At 66.8% G+C, this 17,285-nt stretch carries 14 protein-coding genes; 3 read left to right on the top strand and 11 right to left on the bottom strand.

Features of this window, described 5'->3' with window-relative positions:
• Positions 1–77 precede the first annotated feature (77 nt).
• The 4 genes from ArtHe_RS05765 to ArtHe_RS05750 form a co-directional block, all read right to left on the bottom strand.
• The gene (locus ArtHe_RS05765) at positions 78–1,739 is read right to left on the bottom strand and encodes an AarF/ABC1/UbiB kinase family protein (protein WP_248319148.1); all 1,662 of its coding nucleotides are present in this window, start codon (positions 1,737–1,739) and stop codon (positions 78–80) included.
• 84 nt (positions 1,740–1,823) lie between these two features.
• Positions 1,824–3,143, bottom strand: coding sequence for an MFS transporter (locus ArtHe_RS05760; RefSeq protein WP_248319147.1), 1,320 nt, complete (start codon positions 3,141–3,143; stop codon positions 1,824–1,826).
• Between the two features lie 103 nt (positions 3,144–3,246).
• Positions 3,247–3,702 (bottom strand): hotdog domain-containing protein, encoded by a 456-nt coding sequence (locus tag ArtHe_RS05755; protein ID WP_083521492.1) that lies wholly within the window; start codon positions 3,700–3,702, stop codon positions 3,247–3,249.
• A 318-nt stretch (positions 3,703–4,020) separates the two neighbouring features.
• Positions 4,021–5,097, bottom strand: a complete 1,077-nt coding sequence (locus ArtHe_RS05750; protein WP_248319146.1) for an ATP-dependent DNA ligase — start codon at positions 5,095–5,097, stop codon at positions 4,021–4,023.
• Positions 5,098–5,155: 58 nt separating this feature from the next.
• On the opposite strand from ArtHe_RS05750, the gene folP reads away from it, so the two are divergent.
• Both folP and ArtHe_RS05740 read left to right on the top strand, forming a co-directional pair.
• Entirely contained in the window at positions 5,156–6,148 is a 993-nt protein-coding gene (gene folP, locus ArtHe_RS05745) for a dihydropteroate synthase (RefSeq protein ID WP_248319145.1), read from the top strand.
• Positions 6,145–6,915 (top strand): pyrimidine reductase family protein, encoded by a 771-nt coding sequence (locus tag ArtHe_RS05740; protein ID WP_248319144.1) that lies wholly within the window; start codon positions 6,145–6,147, stop codon positions 6,913–6,915. Before folP ends, ArtHe_RS05740 begins: the two co-directional genes overlap by 4 nt.
• On the opposite strand, the gene lpdA is transcribed toward ArtHe_RS05740, so the two are convergent.
• The 5 genes from lpdA to ArtHe_RS05715 all read right to left on the bottom strand — a co-directional run bounded on the left by lpdA (position 6,912) and on the right by ArtHe_RS05715 (position 13,840).
• Positions 6,912–8,312, bottom strand: a complete 1,401-nt coding sequence (gene lpdA, locus ArtHe_RS05735; protein ID WP_248319143.1) for a dihydrolipoyl dehydrogenase — start codon at positions 8,310–8,312, stop codon at positions 6,912–6,914. The two genes, ArtHe_RS05740 and lpdA, sit on opposite strands and share 4 nt — an antisense overlap.
• Before the next feature lie 94 nt (positions 8,313–8,406).
• Complete coding sequence (locus tag ArtHe_RS05730; protein WP_248319142.1) at positions 8,407–9,924, bottom strand: carboxylesterase/lipase family protein; 1,518 nt, start codon at positions 9,922–9,924, stop codon at positions 8,407–8,409.
• 246 nt (positions 9,925–10,170) lie between these two features.
• Entirely contained in the window at positions 10,171–10,464 is a 294-nt protein-coding gene (locus tag ArtHe_RS05725; RefSeq protein WP_248319141.1) for a hypothetical protein, read from the bottom strand.
• A 141-nt stretch (positions 10,465–10,605) separates the two neighbouring features.
• Entirely contained in the window at positions 10,606–12,243 is a 1,638-nt protein-coding gene (locus tag ArtHe_RS05720; RefSeq protein WP_248319140.1) for an ABC-F family ATP-binding cassette domain-containing protein, read from the bottom strand.
• Positions 12,244–12,316: 73 nt separating this feature from the next.
• Positions 12,317–13,840, bottom strand: coding sequence for a carboxylesterase/lipase family protein (locus ArtHe_RS05715; RefSeq protein ID WP_248319139.1), 1,524 nt, complete (start codon positions 13,838–13,840; stop codon positions 12,317–12,319).
• A gap of 247 nt (positions 13,841–14,087) precedes the next feature.
• On the opposite strand from ArtHe_RS05715, the gene ArtHe_RS05710 reads away from it, so the two are divergent.
• On the top strand, positions 14,088–14,744 hold the full coding sequence (locus tag ArtHe_RS05710; protein ID WP_248319138.1) for an SDR family oxidoreductase: 657 nt from the start codon (positions 14,088–14,090) through the stop codon (positions 14,742–14,744).
• 115 nt (positions 14,745–14,859) lie between these two features.
• Here ArtHe_RS05710 and galK read toward each other — a convergent pair whose 3' ends face one another.
• Both galK and galT read right to left on the bottom strand, forming a co-directional pair.
• On the bottom strand, positions 14,860–16,047 hold the full coding sequence (gene galK, locus ArtHe_RS05705; RefSeq protein ID WP_248319137.1) for a galactokinase: 1,188 nt from the start codon (positions 16,045–16,047) through the stop codon (positions 14,860–14,862).
• Positions 16,044–17,285 (bottom strand): galactose-1-phosphate uridylyltransferase, encoded by a 1,242-nt coding sequence (gene galT, locus ArtHe_RS05700; protein WP_248319136.1) that lies wholly within the window; start codon positions 17,283–17,285, stop codon positions 16,044–16,046. Before galT ends, galK begins: the two co-directional genes overlap by 4 nt.

The raw sequence follows: 17,285 nt of genomic DNA, 5'->3' as shown, positions 1-17,285 counted from the left end.
TGCGTTCTGTGGCCGCCGGCTGGTGCGTTTAACCGGGCTGCGGGCCCAGCCGTGTGCCGGGCCGCCGCGCTGGGCAGCTACCCGGCGTCGCGCCGCCGCTGCTTGCGGGCCGACCAAGCGAGGTAGCCGCCGAGCGCTCCGGTAGAGGCTAACCCGGCCCCCATCAGCGGGGCCTGCCAGCCACGCCAGCGGTCGGCATCGCCCAGGGTCAGTTCGCCAATTCCCCGGATAAAGGCGGCAGCAAAGATCGCCGCCACCATCCGGTTCCCCACCCGTTCGAGGCGTTCCACCAGCGGCACCAGGTCCCCGGCCCGCAGGTGCACCTCCATCCCTTCGAAATCCAGGGTATTGATCAGCCGCTGCACCTGGCCTGGAAGTTCGGTGCCCAGTTCAAGCAGCTCGCCCCCGGCTTTGCCCAGCCGCTTGGCATAGTTGACCGGGTTCAGCTGTTCCATGGTCATCCGCTTGGCGTACGGAGCCAGTGTTTGGCCCATGCTGAAGTCCGGGTCCAGGACTTCGCCCATGCCTTCGGTCATGATCAGCATCCGCAGCAGCAGGGCAACCTCGCGCGGCAGCTGGAGGTGGTGGTTGCGGATGATGCCCAGGCCCTGGCTGATGATTTTGCCGACCGGAGCGTCCCGCAGTGTCCGCCCCGAATAGAGCCGGATGAGTCCGGAAAGGTCCGTCCGCAGCTTGATCCTGTCCGGACGGGTCTGGGCCACCGTCATGCGGATCAGCGCCGACGCCATCCGTTCCGGGTCCTTGCGGATCACGGCGATAAACAGGGCTGCGAGCTGTCCGCGCAGCTTATCGTCCAGCTCCCCCACCATTCCGAAGTCGATCAGGCCGATCTGGGAATTGGGCTGGACAAAAATGTTCCCGGGGTGGGGATCGGCGTGAAAAAGCCCAAATTCGAAGACCATCTTCATTTCCGCGTCCGCAGCCGTCGCGGCCAGCGCCCTGCGGTCCACTCCCGCAGCGTCCAGGGCCGCCGTGTCGGTGACCTTCATACCGTGGAGCCGCTGCATGGTCAGGACTTTGTGGGTGCTGTGCTGCCAGTAGATCCGCGGGATGATAACGGCGGGGTCCTCAGAGAAATTCAGCGCAAACCGGTCGGCGTTCCGTCCTTCCTGCACGTAGTCCATTTCCTGCCGGAGCGTGGAAGCGAACTCATCCATAAATCCTTTGACGTCGTAGTCACGGGCTGCCTCCCAATGCCGGCTGGCGTGGGCGGCCAGAGACTGCAGGATGGAGAGGTCGGCTTCGACCTCGGGCACGATCCCGGGCCGCCGGACTTTCACCACCACGTCTGCGCCGTCCTTTAACCTTGCTCCGTAGGCCTGGCCGATGGAGGCGCTCGCAATGGGGGTGGTGTCGAAGGAAGCGAACACGCTGAGGGGGTCGTCGCCGATTTCCTGCCGAAGTTCCTCCCTGACGGCTTCCCACGGCGCGGGGGTGGCATTGTCCTGGAGCTTGGCGAGCTCATCCATATAGGCCGGCGGAAGCAGGTCCGAGCGGGTGGAGAGCAGCTGCCCCAGCTTGACGTAGGTTGGCCCCAGCTCTTCCAGGGCCCGGCGCAGGTATTCCGGGCTGGCCATTCTGGGGTTCCCGGCGTCCTCAGCGGACCGTTTGCGGAACGGCAGGCGGGACTCCAGGCCGGAAACCGAGACCAGATAGCCGAGCCCGTTCCGGTAGAGAATCTCGGCCATCTGGCGGTAGCGGTCAAAGTTGTTCTTCATCTGCTTCTTCCCCTCGGGGACGCGCAGGGGTGCACGGCCCTACAGGGAACGATAGCCGTGCCGGAGAGCCGGAGAACAGGGAGATCAACCCTGTACCCGCCGCTGGGACCTGCCCGCGGCGTCGGAGTCCACCGCTGCCAAGGTGCCCGCCACCAGCAAAGCCGCGATGCTGAAGCCCACTGCAACCAGTGGCAGGACCCAGGAACCGGTCAGCGTGTTCAGGCTGCCCAGAATTACGGGCCCGGCTGCGGCAACCAGATAGCCGCCGCCCTGCACCAGGGCCGAAACCTGGCCGGCCTGGCGGGTTGACCCGCCGAGACGCACCAGGATCAGGAAGATCACGGTGATGCCGGCTCCCTGGGCGACACCGCCGACGGTGACCCAGACGGCCCAGCCGGAGGGCGCCAGCAGCAGTCCGAGGGGCAGTGCGGCCCATGCGGCGCAGGTCAGCCACAGCAGCGTCCGGCTTCGGAGCCGGCGGGACAGCAGCGGAACGGCCAGGGCACCGGCTATTCCGGGCCCCTGGAACAGCGAGGCGCCTGCCCCGGCTGCCGTGGCATCAAGGCCGGCGACATCGGAGAGCAGCGTGGGCAGCCAGGTGGAGACAGCGTAAAACGCGAACGCCTGGCCGCTGAAGGCGATCAGGAGGATCCAGGCGGCAGGCATCCGCCAGCCGGCCCGGTCCGCGGCGGGGGCTGCCGGTACCGCGGGCACGCCGCCCGGCCGGGGTGCGGCTTCCGGCTCCAGCCCGGTTCCGTGGGCGGCATTCCCCTTCGCCTTGTCCGATCCAAGGAGGAAGGCGCGCCAGCCCACCAGCGTCAGCCACGCCAGCGCCGCCACCAGCGCCAGGGCGCTCCACAGCACCAGCGCCGTGCGCCACCCGAAGGCCTCTGCAAGGGGCGCCGTAATGATCAGTGTCGTCATCGAGCCGATGTTCATCGCCGCCGTGTACACGCCGGTAACCAGGGGTACGCGGGCCGGTGGGAAATCACGGCGGATCACCACAGGGACCAGGACATTGCCGACGGCGATGGAAGCGCCGATGACGACGGTGCCTGCCAGCGCCAGTTCGGCACCGCCTGAGGACCTCAGGACGGTTCCCGCAGCAATTCCCGCAAGGCAGACGGCGATGGCCTGGTCCGGTCCGCTGCGCCGCAGCAGGGGCAGCGCCACGAAGGACACCACGCCGAAACAGGCTATCGGAAGGCTGGTCAGCAGGCCCGCTGTCCCTACGGACATGTCCAGCTCCACCTGCAGCAGGCCCAGGATCGGCGAGGGGGCGACAACTGGTCCGCGCAGATTCAGCGCGATCAGGATGATGCCGGTGAGAGCTCCCCAGAACACCCAGGGCCCCGTCCGCTGCTTCCCGCTTCGTCCGGTGGCAGCTGGACTGTCGATGTGCATGGGTACCTGCTTCGCTGAAGGCTTGTTCGTTCCGCTCTGGCGGCCTTCCGCGATTCTGTCAGCTGGCGGCCCGGGTACGGGCACCGGATCCTGAGTGTGACTTTTATGCTGCCGGGAGGTCTGCCTCTGTCCGGGGCGGTCCCGCCGGAAGATGGTGCTTGGGCAGGCGGTCACGGTCGTACGTGACTTCGGTGTAGCCGTGCGGTGCCGGGCGGCCATGCTCGTCGAGGTTGACGAAGACGATCCGCTCGATGGTCAGGATGCTGGACCGGGTAATCATGTTCCGGACTTCGGCCTGCATGGTCAGCGAGGTGGTGCCGAATTTTGTGGCCCGCAGGCCCATCTCGATCAGGTCACCCTGCTGGGCCGAGCTCACGAAGTTGATCTCGGACATCAGTTTTGTCACCACGCGGCCGTTACCCATCTGGAGGATCGCGTAGATGGTGGCTTCCTCGTCGATCCAGCGCAGCAGCGAGCCACCGAAGAGGGTGCCGTTGGCGTTCAGGTCCTCAGGGCGGACCCATTTGCGGGTATGAAAATTGATATTGCCGGGTTCCATATTTATTAACATATCGCCGCACCCCACTGCTCAGGGGTACTCCGAGAGGACTCTCACAGAGCCCTGTTGCGGGTATCCCAGCCCGGTTCAAAGGACCTGGCACACGGCGCTACGGTGATGAAAGTCCGGGGGTGCCCCCCCCCGGGAGACGGCCGGGACCGCCGATCCCGGTACCGAGCCCAAGCAGGACCAACAGGCTGCCCGCTATGATCATCACGATTTTGCCGGCGCGCATGGTGGTACGTCCCTCCGGTGTCCCAGGCTGCGGTCCCCGCGTTTCAGGGTTCCCCGTCCCCGGACCGTGTCAAGGAGGAAGCGCTAGCCTCCCGGCACCTGAAGCACGTCGGCGAGGTCGAACCGCACGGCTTCTTCGAGCTGGGCATAGCCGCAGGATTCCGGGTCCCGGTCAGGGCGCCAGCGGACAAAACTGGGCGGGTGCCGGAAACGCGGGCCTTCCATATGGTCGTAGGCGACCTCCACGACACGCTCCGGGCGCAGCGGCGTGAAGGAAAGGTCCTTCGTCCCGCTCCACCTGCTGCCTTCGGCGTTCCGCGGAGTCCGGGTACCGGCGGTTTGCTCCGCCTCGGTCCAGGGATGGGCGCTGTCCCAGGTCACCAGGGGCTGCAGTTCCTCGAACAGCTCCTGGCGGCGGGGCATCGGGAAGGCACCGATCACACCCACATTGGCGAGGACCCCGCCGTCGTCGTAAAGCCCCAGCAGCAGGGAACCTATCCGGTCCTCCCCGCTCTTGTGCACGCGGTAGCCGGCTACGACGCAGTCGGCCGTACGGCGGTGCTTGACCTTGAGCATGGTCCGCTTGCCCGGTTCGTACGGCGCATCCAGGGGTTTGGCGAGGATACCGTCCAGACCTGCTCCTTCGAAGCGGCTGAACCAGTCCCGGGCGGTAGCCGGATCCAGGGTCTGCCGGGTCAGGTGCAGCCGGCCGCCCGCCGTTCCCAGAGCAGATTCCAGCGCTGCCCGCCGACTCTGGAATGCCTGGCCGGTTAGATCCCGGCTGCCCAGGGCAACCAGGTCGAACGCCACGAAAGAGGCGGGCGTCTGGCTGGCCAAGAGTTCCACCCGGCTGGCCGCGGGGTGGATGCGCTGCTGCAGCTGATCAAAGTCCAGCCGCGTGCCATCGGCGCTGACCAGGATGATCTCGCCGTCCAGCACGCACTTTTCCGGCAAACCGTCCCGGAAGGCGTCCATAAGTTCCGGGAAATAGCGGTTCATGGCCCGTCCGTTGCGGCTCGTGACCGCCACCTCCCCGCCATCGCGGAAGACCACGGCGCGGAATCCGTCCCATTTGGGTTCGTACGCGAAGCTGCCTTCGGGGACGCCGTCAACGGCCTTGGCGAGCATGGGGTCGACCGGCGGCATAAGCGGCAATTCCATGGGGTACCTTCCGACGAGGAGACATTTCCCGGGGTGAGCTCCACCGTAGGATGCAATTATGAGTCTGAACAGCATGGCACCCCACCCCGGCGGCTCCGGTCCCGGCTCCGGAGCGGCATCGGCCGGCCCGCAGGCAGCTGGCTATGAGCCGTCCCTGCTGCACCCGGTCCATACTTTTGGCGGCCGGACCCTTGATTTCCGCCGCCGCGTGGCGTTGATGGCCATCATCAACCGGACCCCGGACTCGTTCTACGACGCGGGTGCCACTTATGCGCTGGACGCCGCCGTGGGCGCCGCGCTCCAGGCAGTTTCCGACGGCGCCGATTGGGTGGACATTGGCGGCGTTCCCTTCGCCCCCGGGCCGGCCCTGGACGCAGCGCAGGAAGCGGCGCGGGTGGTACCGGTTATCCAGGCGGTCCGCGCATCCTCGGACGTGATCATTTCCGCCGACACGTTCCTCCCGGCAGTGGCGGAGGCGGCCATCGAGGCCGGTGCCACGGTCATCAACGACACCACCGGGCTGCACAATGCCGATCTGGCGCGGGTGGCCGCGGCCGCCGGCGTCCATCTGGTCATCACGCACAGTCTGGCAGCTCCGCGCACTGTTTACCCCCGGCCGCAATACGGAGATGTAGTTGCCGAGGTGGCGGAGTTCCTCCGCCGGCGCAGCGGCTATGCCCAGGAACTGGGGGTCCCGCCGGAAAAGATCATCATTGACCCCGGGCACGACCTGAACAAAAACACCCTCCATTCACTGGAGCTGACCCGCCGGTTGTCCGAAATAGCGGCGATCGGCTACCCGGTGCTGGCCGCCGTCTCGAATAAGGACTTCATCGGCGAAACCCTGGATGCGCCGAAATCCGAACGGGTGGAAGGTTCGCTCGCGGCCGGAATAGCCAGCATCATGAACGGAGCCCGGATCCTGCGGATGCACAACGTTACCGCCGCAAGCAGCGCCATTCGGATGACTGAAGCCATCCTCGGCTGGCGGGAGCCGGCCTATCTGCGGCACAACATGGGCGATGTCAACGAACCGGCGGCCAAGGAATGAGCGCGGTGATTACCGTCCCGGGGTCTCCAGAGGGGCTCAGCGATGAGCAGCTGCTGGACGCCTACGCCTGGGATGAAGGCCCGCTCCGGAAGGACCGCCCCGTTTTCCGCTTCAATTTCGTGGCGTCAGCCGACGGCGCCGCGGCGGTCGACGGGCGTTCCGGCGGGCTTGGCGACGACGCCGACCACCGGGTCTTCGAACTGCTGCGGCGTACCTGCGGCGCCGTCCTGGTGGGTGCCGGAACGGTGCGTGCGGAGGGCTACGCCGGACGGCTGATCGATACCGGGTCGATGGCCTGGCGGGCGGCGAACGGCCTGCCCGCGCACCCCGGACTTGCCATTGTCTCCGGCACACTGGATCTGGATCCCCTCAGTCCGCTCTTTACCCAGGCGCCCGTCCGGCCGCTGATCCTGACGACGGCGATCGCTCCGCCTGAGCGGCGCACGGCCTTGGAGAAGGTGGCGGACGTTGCCGTGGCCGGAGCCCGGACGGTGGAACCGGAACAGGCTGGGCGGGTGCTCGCAGAGCGCGGATTCCACCGGGTCCTGTGCGAAGGCGGTCCGCACCTCTTCGGCACGTTCCAGGCTGCAGGCCTGGTGGATGGTCTCTGCCTGACCCTCAGCCCTGTGATGACTGCGGGCAACGCGACCCGCATAACGGCAGGGACCCCGGAGCTGCCGCCCCGGCGGATGGAACTGGCACATGTGCTGCGCAGCGGCGACACCCTGCTGCTGCGCTACCGGACCGCCGGACCGGGAGCCGGTTAGAGGTTGATCATGTGCCCGGTCAGTCCGTGGAACGCTTCCTGGAGCGCCTCGCTCAGGGTGGGATGGGTGTGGACGTTCCGCGCGAGTTCCGCGGCGGTCAGGTCCCATTTCTGCGCCAGAGTCAGTTCCGGCAGCAGCTCTGAGACATCCGGGCCGATCAGGTGTCCGCCCAGCAACTCACCGTAGGCCGAATCCGCAATCAGCTTGACGAAGCCCACCGGTTCACCGAGGCCATGGGCCTTGCCGTTGGCAGTGAACGGGAAGGTGCTGACCAGGACGTCGTGCCCCTCATCCCGTGCCTGCTGCTCGGTGAGCCCGAAGCTGGCCACCTGCGGCTGGCAGAAGGTGGCCCGCGGCATCATCCGGTAGTCCCCCAGCGGCATTGTCTCAGCGCCGCCGATGGTCTCAGCCGCGACCACCCCCTGGGCCTCCGCCACGTGCGCGAGCTGGAGTTTGCCGGTCACGTCCCCGATAGCAAACAGGCCGGGCACGCTGGTGCGCATGTAGTCATCAATGGCGATGGCTCCGCGGTCAGTGACCTCCACACCGGTGGATTCGAGGCCGAAGCCGCCGAGCCGCGGTGCGAACCCTACGGACATCATCACCCGGTCGGCGTCGATGTTCTGCTTTGCGCCGGCTTTATCCGTGTAGGTGACCCTGACCGAGGACCCGTTGTCCGTGACGGTTTCCACTTTGGCTGAGGTGTGGATGGGGATGCCGAGCTTCTTGTACTGTTTGGTGATTTCCTTGGAAACGTCGGCGTCCTCATTCGGCAGGGCACGGTCCAGGAACTCAATGATGGTCACGTCGACGCCGTAGCTGCGCAGGACGTAGCCGAACTCCATGCCGATCGCACCCGCTCCCACAATTACCATTTTTGCGGGCAGGTCCCGGCTGAGGATCTGGGTTTCGTAGGTGACCACGTTCTCGCTCAGCTCCACGCCCGGAAGCAGCTTGACGGTTGCACCGGTAGCGATGATGGCATGGTCAAAGGTCAGTTCCTCGGTTCCGCCCTTGCCGAGGCTGACCTCCATCCTGTGCGCGCCCTTGAAGCTGCCCCGGCCGTCGTACTCGGTGATTTTGTTCTTCTTCATCAGGTAATGGACGCCCTTGACCCTGCCCTCGGCCACCTGCCGGCTGCGCTCATAGGCCGCACCGTAGTCGAAGCTGACCTCACCGCGTATCCCGAAGGTGCCGGCCTGCCGGGTAAAGAGCTGGGCCAGCTCTGCGTTGCGCAGCAGGGCCTTGGACGGGATGCAGCCCACATTCAGGCAGACACCGCCCCAGTACTTTTCCTCCACCACGGCAACACTGAGTCCCAGCTGGGCTGCCCGGATAGCCGCCACGTAACCGCCCGGGCCGGCCCCCAGGACCACGACGTCGTAATGTGCACTCATGCTGGCTCCTCGTCAGATCTGTTCAGACAGGCAAAACCGCAAGCTGGCTTAACCCTCTCACGGGCCCGCCGGGGACTCCATGGCTGGTCCCGGCTCAGATGTAGCCGCGGTAGCCCTGCCACGCGACCCGGCGTTCGGCGAAGGGATCGGACTCGATCCGGTCCTCCACGTCGAAGATCCTGGTGTGCCGGTTCTTTTCCTCATACCGCGGCCAGTCCTCGCCCGGAAGGTGGCTGCGGGCGAGGCTAAGCAGCGACCCCTGGAACCGGGCGGAAAGCTCCTTGAGCTCGTCCATGCCGCCAAGGAGCGAGAGCGCCCGCATCATCCGCTCATTCGTTTCGCCGAACATCACGGGCACATCGAATGCGTGGGTTGCACCCAGGCCCAGGAGGTTCATCAGCCGGGTGGCGTAGTCGTACCGGTAGGTCCAGGTGGGGGCGATGCGTGAGTGGCCTTCGGCCACCATCTGGCTGGGGTACCAGAAGACGAGGTCACCGCTCATTTCCACGGACCGTTCCCGCGACGGATAACCCGGATAAGCTGCCACCACACGGTCCCGGGCCGCGGGGTCCGTTCCGGCGAACATCCGCTCGATCCGTTCCGGGGTGGAAGGCAGGATGTTGTCGAGTTTGGCAAAAAGCGCGCCTTCCTGGGCCATGGTGCCCAGGACCATGGGTTTGGGTGCGGACTGACCGTCCAGGAACGTGTCGATCGGATGCCGGGGCAGGAAGCGGCCGTCGATCACCGGGGACACGCTGAGCGTGCCGGGTTGGACCACGGGCCCGATCTTGGTGGTCATTTCCCGGGTTGCGCTGACCAGTTTGGCGGCGGAGATGGTGCTGAGCGCCTCCGCTGCATCGGATTCGTCCACCCTGAGAATTTCAAGCAGATCCAGTGCCCAGCGCTCGTGCATGTCGGGATAGTAGGCTCCGGACGGTGCCGGGCTCTGGGCGAAGGCCTTGTGGAAGTAGGGGGCCGCGGAGGGGATGCACATCAGCGCCGTGACGGATATCCCGCCGGCAGACTCGCCGAAGATCGTTACGTTGTCCGGATCACCGCCGAAGGCAGCGATATTCCGGTTAACCCATTCCAGTGCCGCCACCTGGTCCCGGAGTCCCACATTTGAATCGAAGGGCCGCTCAGGAGTAGCGAAACTGGTGAAGTCCATAAACCCCAGCGCGCCGATCCGGTAGTTGAGGCAGACGTAGACCACACCGCCGCTGCGGACCAAGTTGGCTCCGCGGTAGGTGCGCACCGCCGAGGAGCCGGAGCTGAACGCACCACCATAGAAATACACCAGGACCGGCAGCAGACCGGACGGCGGGTCCAGGGGCGAGCTGACATTGACGGTCAGGCAGTCTTCGCCCATCAGCGGACGGCGGCGGGACCGTTTCAGCGACATACCGCGGAGCTGCGGCGGAATGGGACCAAATTCAGAGGCGTCCCGCACCCCGGTCCAACTGGCGGGAGGCTCCGGTGCCCGCAGCCTCAGCTCACCCAGCGGAGGTGCAGCGTAGGGAATACCGCGCCAGGTGCGCACTCCGTCGTCGACCGTTCCGCGGACCCAGCCGTTGGCTGTTTCCACCTCCAGCGCTGAAATGTCCAGGGACATGGCTCACCTTCCACCGGGGCGGCGCATCGCAGCGCCTGGTATGACCTGTACGGTCCCGGCTTCAGCAATTTTGGCGCCGCGCGAAGGGCGCAGTCCCTTTCTGATGCACTTTGCACCACCGGAGGTGTTCTTCCAGGACCAGTGCCGCGCATACCAACGATAGGCCCCGCTGCAGGCCCCGGACCAGAGTCCGGCGAAAGGTTCGGACGGCCGCACCCGGATGCCGGGGCGGAAATTCCTGCCGGATCAGTCCTGGTATGCGGGCTCAGGCACCCGCCGCAGGAGAACCGGACGGGGGGCCGGCCGGAACCGGCGGTTCTGGAGATACCGGTGGACGGCTACCTCCTTCAGGCAGAGCAGTCCCACTGCCACCACATTGAGGAGGACTTTGGCCGGTGTGGACCAGTCTGTCAGGACGCAGAGCATCCAAACGGTCATCAGGACCGGTATGTCCATCATGCGCAGTGCGGCCGGCGGCCTTTCGGCGCGCCGGACTGCGGCTGCTGGCTGAGCTGACATCCATGTGCTCGTCGAAGCCATGACAACTTCTTTCCCCCGCGAGACGGTGGCGCAGTTATCATCCATGACACAGCTGCCACCCTTGAGTAACTATTATCACATGTTTAACACCAATCACAGTTTTCGGGACAAAACTGCCTCAGGCGCTTAACGTTCTGCCGTCTAACGTTCAGCTACACTTCCGTCCTGCACCAGCCAGAGCCGGTCCAGATGCACGTTCTGCAGCATCCGGCGGTCGTGGGTTACCAGAAGCAGAGTTCCGGCATAGCTTTCCAGTGCTTCTTCAAGCTGCTCAATGGCCGGGAGATCCAGGTGGTTGGTGGGCTCATCCAGGACCAGCAGATTTACCCCGCGTGCCTGCAGCAGCGCCAGGGCCGCACGGGTCCGCTCGCCCGGCGACAGCGCACCAACCAGGCTGGACGACTGGTCCGCCTTGAGGCCGAACTTCGCCAGCAGGGTGCGCACCTCAGCCGGGTTCATCTCCGGAACGCAGGATTCAAACGCATCGGCGAGCAACTCGTCTGCCCGGAGCTGGCCGCGCAGCTGGTCAATTTCGCCCACCGCCACGGAAGCGCCGAGCGTCGCCGTGCCGGCGTCGGGTTCCAGTCTGCCCAGCAGCATCTGCAGCAGCGTCGACTTCCCCGCCCCGTTGGGACCGGTGATGGCGATCCGTTCACCGGCGTTCACCTGAAGCGAGACCGGGCCCAGCGTGAAGCCGCCGCGCCGGATCGTGGCTTCATTCAGCACTGCGGTGACAGTGCTGGACCGGGGCGCCGGAGCGATGCTGAACTGGAGCTGCCACTCCTTGCGGGGCTCTTCAACCTCGTCAAGGCGGGCGATCCGCGACTCCATCTGCCGGACCTTCTGCGCCTGCTTTTCGGATGACTCCGTGCTGGCCTTCCGCCGGATTTTGTCATTGTCCGGAGACTTCTTCATGGCGTTGCGAACGCCCTGCGAACTCCATTCACGGGTGGTCCTGGCCCGGGCAACCAGATCTGCCTTCCGCCCGGCAAACTCCTCATAGGCTTCCCTGGCATGGCGCTTCGCCACAGCCCGTTCCTCGAGGAAGGCGTCATATCCGCCGTCATACACCGCCACCTGGTTTTGGGCTAGGTCAAGTTCCACCACCCGTGTGACACAGCGGGCGAGGAACTCACGGTCGTGGGACACCAGGACGACGCCGCCGCGAAGGCCGCGGACGAACTCCTCGAGCTTTGCCAGACCGTCGAGGTCCAGATCGTTGGTGGGTTCATCCAGCAGCACGATGTCAAAGCGGCTGAGCAGCAGCGCGGCCAGGGCCACCCGTGCTGCCTGGCCGCCGGACAGGCCGGTCATTAGGGCTTCCGGACCGGTTTCCAGGCCCAGTTCCGCCAGGACGGCCGGCATCCGCTCCGCCAGGTCCGCGGCGCCAGATGCCAGCCAGGTATCCAGCGCCGCCGCATACCGGTCATCTGCGCCCTTGGTTTCCGCCCCCAGTTCCTCCGCGGCGGCCTCCATGGCTGCGGTGGCCGCGGCAGCGCCTGTCCGCCTGGCGATGTAGGCCGCCACCGTTTCCCCGGGAACCCGCTCGTGTTCCTGCGGCAGCCAGCCGACGAATGCATCCGTGGGGTGCCGCTGGACCTCGCCGCCCATCGGTTCCGCAGCTCCGGCCAGGATTTTCAGGAGGGTGGACTTACCGGCACCGTTGGCACCCACCACTCCGACGACGTCGCCCGGGGCAACTGTGAGTGAGAGGTTCGAAAAGAGGACGCGGTGGGCGTGGCCCCCGGAAAGTTCCCGGGTGAGCAGTGTTGCGGTCATCCAACAATCCTATGCGGCGCCGTGTCTGCTGCCGCACCAGCCTGGCAGGGCCGGCTGCAGCGGCGGCTTCGGCCTACCGGTACCCGCGGTAGCCGTTCCAGGCCTTCCGGCGGGCGCTGCGGGGATCCAGTTCGATGCGGTCGTACCGGTCAAAGATCTTGGTCCGGCGGGAAGCCGTGTCGTATTTGGGCCACATGGGCCCGGGCACGCCGCTCTTTGCGAACCGCAGCAGGGCAGCCTGGAACCGGTGCCCCACGTTCGCAGCGGTGCGCCGGTTCCCCAGCCCCACCAGCACCTTGCCCGCTCCTGAGCCGTAGGTGCCGAAAACTGCGGGCAGGTCCAATCCGTGTGTTGCCCCCAAACCGGCCAGGCGGGCGGCGCGGGGCGCATAGTCAAACCGGTAGCACCAGGCCGGCGCGTACTCCGAATGGGCCTGGACCAGCTGGATCCCCGGGTGCCAGAAGATGGCGTCGCCTCCCAGCTCGACTGCCTGCCGCTTGTGCGGGTAGCCCTGGTACGCCGCCGTCACGCGATCACGGAGACCGGGTTCTGTCAGGGCGAACATTTTCTCGATGCGCTCAGCGGAGGTGGGCAGGATGTCATGGAATTTGTCGAACAGCGTGCCCTCGCTGTCCATGGTGCCCAGGACGAGCGGAAGCCGCTGAGCGGCGCCCTGGGCATAGGCGTCCAGGGGGTGCAGCGGCAGGAGGGAACCGTCCACTACCGGCGCCAGGCTCCGCGCTCCGGGCTGCGCATCCGGTGTGATCTTTCCGGCCAGCTGATCGGCTGCCGCAACCAGCGACGCAGCGGGCAATTCGCTCAGTGCTTCCGCAGCACCGCCGCTCCCGATACCGAGGATCCCGAGGAACTCAGCGGCCCACTGAGCCGCAAGCTCCGGCCCATAGACTGCTCCTGCGGCCGGACTCTGGAGGAAGGCACGGTGGAAAAGTCCGTCTGCCGCCGGGACGCACATCAGGGTCAGCGCAGCGGTGGCCCCGGCGGACTCGCCGAAGAGCGTGACGTTGCCAGGGTCTCCCCCGAAGGCCGCGATGTTCCGCTGCACCCACTCAAGCGCGGCCACCTGGTCCGCCAGCCCGGGATTGGCGTCGAACGGCCGTTCCGGCGTGGAGTAGGCGCGGAAGTCCATGAATCCCAGCGCCCCGAGGCGGTAGTTCATCGCTACGAAAAGAACGTTCCCTCCGGTCACCAGCGCGGATCCGTCGATCAGGTCCATGGCTGCGGACCCGGTGCTGAAGGCACCGCCGTGCAGGAAGACAAGTACAGGCAGCGGCTCGGCTGAGAGTTCCTTCGGGGCCGTGACATTGATCGTGAGGCAGTCTTCACTCATGGGAGTACCGGGACCCGCGGCGGCCAGCAGGCGGCGGGTGCGCTGCGGAGCCCACGGGCCGTATCCGGAGGCGTCCAGGACATCGTGCCAGGGCCGCGCCCTGCGCGGCAGCCGCAGCCTCAGCTCACCGACCGGCGCTTCCGCATAGGGAATGCCGCGCCAGGAGCGCGTTTGACCCCGGACACGTCCCCGGACCGGGCCTTCACTGGTCTGGACGGTGAGGCCGGCTTCTGCGGTGGCAGTGGACATGGGCATCCTTTCAACCGGTGGAGCCTGCAGGCTGGCCCGGCAGAGCCCGGCGCCACTTCTGGATACTAGCCAGCACCGCCGCCATGCACCATCCTCCCCGGGCTGCTGTTCGTCCTTGGTGCCAACTTGGTCTCCGCCGGTCCTGGTGCGGCTCCCCCATCCTGGTTCAGCCGGCGGCTGAAGAACCCTGCGGCGGATCACTAAGTATGCTTATGCTTGCCGGGTACATCCCGATGAGAGGAGCAACATGGCACGAGTGGCAATCATTGGCGGTCATGGAAAAGTGGCGCTGCAGCTGGCTAAGGATCTGGCGGCAGGAGGCCACCAGGTCACCTCACTGTTCAGGAATCCAGACCATGTAACCGAAGTCGCCGCCACCGGCGCCGCACCCGTGGTGGCCGATGTTGAATCCTTGGACACTGCGGGAATCGCGGAACGGCTGGCCGGCCAGGACGCCGTCATCTGGTCGGCAGGTGCAGGCGGCGGTTCGGCGGAGCGTACCTACGCCGTGGACCGCGACGCCGCCATCCGCTCCATTGACGCGGCCGGGCAGGCCGGGGTGCGCCGGTACGTCATGGTTTCCTACATGGGAGCAGGCAAGGACCATGGCGTGCCCGAGGACAACAGCTTCTTCGCCTACGCCGAGGCCAAGGCTGCGGCAGACAGCTATCTGCGCGGCAGTGGCCTCGATTGGACCATCCTCGGCCCCAGCGTACTTACCGACGATCCGGGGACGGGACGCATCAGCATCGGCCCCGCCCAGGACGGAACCGTGTCCAGGGCGGATGTAGCAGCCGTCGCCGCGGCGGTGCTGGACCGGCCGGCCACGGTTGGCACGTTTATCGAGTTCATTAATGGCGACACTCCGATTGCCGAGGCACTCAATTCAGTGAGCAGGGCCTAGGAGCGGATCCACAATCGGGTGTGCGGCTGGCCTCCTGGCCGGCCGCACACCCGTTTTGTTTCTGTCCAACCCTCTTCCATCCCGGGCTGGGTGCCACCGCGAACCGCCGGAGGAGTCAGAGCATTCCGGCGTGCGGTGGGTCGGTCAAGAGGGGCTCCTGGGCCGCACCGGAGCCCGGTGCCACGGCGAAGACCTCGGGTGCTGCAAACCCCGCATTGCCGAACGCCCTCACCACCGCCCGCTCCACGCGTTCTGCATCGGCAACCCGCACCAGGGCGATGGCTGATCCGCCGAACCCTCCGCCGGTCATCCTGGCTCCGGCGGCTCCGGCAGCCAGGGAGGCTTCCACCGCCAGGTCAAGTTCCGGGCAGGAGACCTCGAAGTCATCACGCAGGGATTCGTGGCTGGAGGCCAGGACCGGTCCGAGTTTCGCCACCGGCTTTCCGCTTTCCAGATGCCCAACCACGGATTGCACGCGGGCGTTCTCACTCACGACGTGCCGCGCCCTGCGGTAGGCCCGGTGGTCCAGCTGCCCGGCAGCGAGCACGAGTTCAGGGAGCCCGATCTCACGCAGGGACTCCAGGCCCAGCTGCTCCGCGGCTCTTTCGCAGTCCCGCCGCCGGTCGGCATAGCCGCCGGAGTCATGGGCGTGGCTGACCTTCGTATCGATCACCAGCAAAAGCATGCCCTCGGCTGCGAAATTCAGCGGCACCAGGCGGCCTTCGCGGGACCGGCAATCCAGGAACAGACCGTGGCCGGCGGTGCAGAGCAGCGACGCCGACTGGTCGAGGATGCCCGTGGGGGCCCCGGCAAAATCGTTCTCTGCCTGCTGGCACAGCAGCACCAGTTCCTCCGGTGGCCGCTGCGCGCCGGAAAGATCGTTGACGGCCAGCGCCACGGCACATTCGACGGCGGCGGAAGAGGATAGCCCGGCTCCCACGGGAACATCGGAGTCCAGCAGGATGTCCATCCCGGGAACGGCAATCCCGCGCAGCCCGAAGGCCCAGTGGACCCCGGCCGCATAGCGGCTCCACCCCGCCAGCTTTCCCGGCGCCAGGTCTTCGATCCGGATTTCCGCCGGCTGCCCTTTCCCGGTAGTGGCCAGCAGCAGCCGTCCGTCGCTCCGCGGCGCCGCAGCCACCCGTGCGCGCCGGTCGATCGCCAGCGGGAAGACCAGGCCCAGGTTGTAATCCGTGTGCTCACCGATCAGGTTGACCCGGCCCGGCGCCGACCACACGCCCGACGGCGGCGCTCCGTAGGTTGCCGCAAAGGAATCTTCCATGCTCCGTGCTGTGCCGCTCATACCGGCTCCTCCTGTCCGGGCCGGGGATTGGGCCCAGCTGGCTGCCGGCTTCCTGGAAACGCTCCGGTCCCGGTTTCGCCGCTGGCACTGGTTTCGCTGCCGGCCCCGGTATCGGAGGCGAACGGCGGCAGAACGGAGCGGAGCCGTTCGGCTGCCTGCTCGGGCATCACATCACCGATGAACGCGCCCATGGCGGCCTCCGACCCCGCGAGGTACTTCAGTTTGTTCTCCGCCCGCCGCGGGGACGTCAGCTGCAGATGCAGGCGATAGGCTCCGCGCGCCGGATGGACGGCCGGGGCCTGGTACCAGGCAGCGATGTAGGGCGTGGGGGTGGGATACAGGGACTCGACCCGGCGCAGCAGGTCCAGGTACAAGCCGGAAAGCTCTTCGCGCTCAGCGGCGGTGAGGGACGGCAGGTCCGGAACCGGCCGGTGCGGAACGACGTGCACCTCGACGGGCATCCTGGCGGCGAAGGGTACATAAGCGGTCCAGTGCCTGCCCCGGCTGACGATGCGGCGTCCGTCCGCGGTTTCGCTGGCCAGCAGGGACGCGAACAGGTCCCCTCCGGTCGCTTCCTGAAACCGGGCGGCGGACTCCAGGTGCGTCAGCGTCCGGGGCGTGACGTACGGGTACGCGTAGATCTGTCCGTGCGGGTGGTGCAGGGTTACGCCGATCTCAGCGCCGCGGTTTTCGAAGATGAACACCTGTTCAACGCCCGGGAGCGTGGAAAGCTCGGCCGTGCGCTGGGTCCAGGCCCGGATGACGGTCCGCACCCGCTCGCGGGACAGCCCCGGAAAGGAGGTGCTGTGATCCGCTGAGAAGGCGATGACCTCACAGCGCCCGCCGGCGGGCGCCGTCTGGCCGGGGACCGGTGGCAGCTGCCCCTCGCCGGTTCCGGGACCAAAGGAGGGAAAACGGTTCTCGAACACGGCGACGTCGTAGCCCTGCGCTGGGATCTCCGTGGCGCGTTCCGGCCCGGAGGGGCAGAGCGGGCACTCCGCCGCCGGTGGAAGGTGCGTGCGTGACTGGCGATGGGTCGCGTAGGACACCCAGTCACCGAGGAGCGGGTCCCGGCGCAGTTCCGGGGCTGCGGGGCGTGGCGGAAGATCCCTGGTGTCGGCCGGGGACGGTCCCGGCCACGGATGGTTCCCGGCGTCAAAGAAGTACAGCAGCTCGCGTCCGTCGGCCAGCCGGGAACGAAGCGGTCCGGCTGTTCCGGTGCCGGCGGTGTCGCTCAT

The sequence above is a fragment of the Arthrobacter sp. Helios genome, assembly GCF_023167125.1.
GTDB lineage: Bacteria > Actinomycetota > Actinomycetes > Actinomycetales > Micrococcaceae > Arthrobacter_B > Arthrobacter_B luteolus.
This window is presented reverse-complemented; position numbering and strand designations above follow the sequence as displayed.

What these genes read in the sequence shown, in the direction of transcription:
- ArtHe_RS05765 (WP_248319148.1), bottom strand. Translation starts at nt 1,739, where the DNA reads ATGAAGAACAACTTTGACCGCTACCGCCAGATGGCCGAGATTCTCTAC.
- ArtHe_RS05755 (WP_083521492.1), bottom strand. Translation starts at nt 3,702, where the DNA reads ATGGAACCCGGCAATATCAATTTTCATACCCGCAAATGGGTCCGCCCT.
- galK (WP_248319137.1), bottom strand. Translation starts at nt 16,047, where the DNA reads ATGAGCGGCACAGCACGGAGCATGGAAGATTCCTTTGCGGCAACCTAC.
- ArtHe_RS05710 (WP_248319138.1), top strand. Translation starts at nt 14,088, where the DNA reads ATGGCACGAGTGGCAATCATTGGCGGTCATGGAAAAGTGGCGCTGCAG.
- ArtHe_RS05715 (WP_248319139.1), bottom strand. Translation starts at nt 13,840, where the DNA reads ATGTCCACTGCCACCGCAGAAGCCGGCCTCACCGTCCAGACCAGTGAA.
- ArtHe_RS05730 (WP_248319142.1), bottom strand. Translation starts at nt 9,924, where the DNA reads ATGTCCCTGGACATTTCAGCGCTGGAGGTGGAAACAGCCAACGGCTGG.
- galT (WP_248319136.1), bottom strand. Translation starts at nt 17,285, where the DNA reads ATGAGCGACACCGCCGGCACCGGAACAGCCGGACCGCTTCGTTCCCGG.
- ArtHe_RS05760 (WP_248319147.1), bottom strand. Translation starts at nt 3,143, where the DNA reads ATGCACATCGACAGTCCAGCTGCCACCGGACGAAGCGGGAAGCAGCGG.
- ArtHe_RS05725 (WP_248319141.1), bottom strand. Translation starts at nt 10,464, where the DNA reads ATGGCTTCGACGAGCACATGGATGTCAGCTCAGCCAGCAGCCGCAGTC.
- ArtHe_RS05720 (WP_248319140.1), bottom strand. Translation starts at nt 12,243, where the DNA reads ATGACCGCAACACTGCTCACCCGGGAACTTTCCGGGGGCCACGCCCAC.
- ArtHe_RS05750 (WP_248319146.1), bottom strand. Translation starts at nt 5,097, where the DNA reads ATGGAATTGCCGCTTATGCCGCCGGTCGACCCCATGCTCGCCAAGGCC.
- lpdA (WP_248319143.1), bottom strand. Translation starts at nt 8,312, where the DNA reads ATGAGTGCACATTACGACGTCGTGGTCCTGGGGGCCGGCCCGGGCGGT.
- folP (WP_248319145.1), top strand. Translation starts at nt 5,156, where the DNA reads ATGAGTCTGAACAGCATGGCACCCCACCCCGGCGGCTCCGGTCCCGGC.
- ArtHe_RS05740 (WP_248319144.1), top strand. Translation starts at nt 6,145, where the DNA reads ATGAGCGCGGTGATTACCGTCCCGGGGTCTCCAGAGGGGCTCAGCGAT.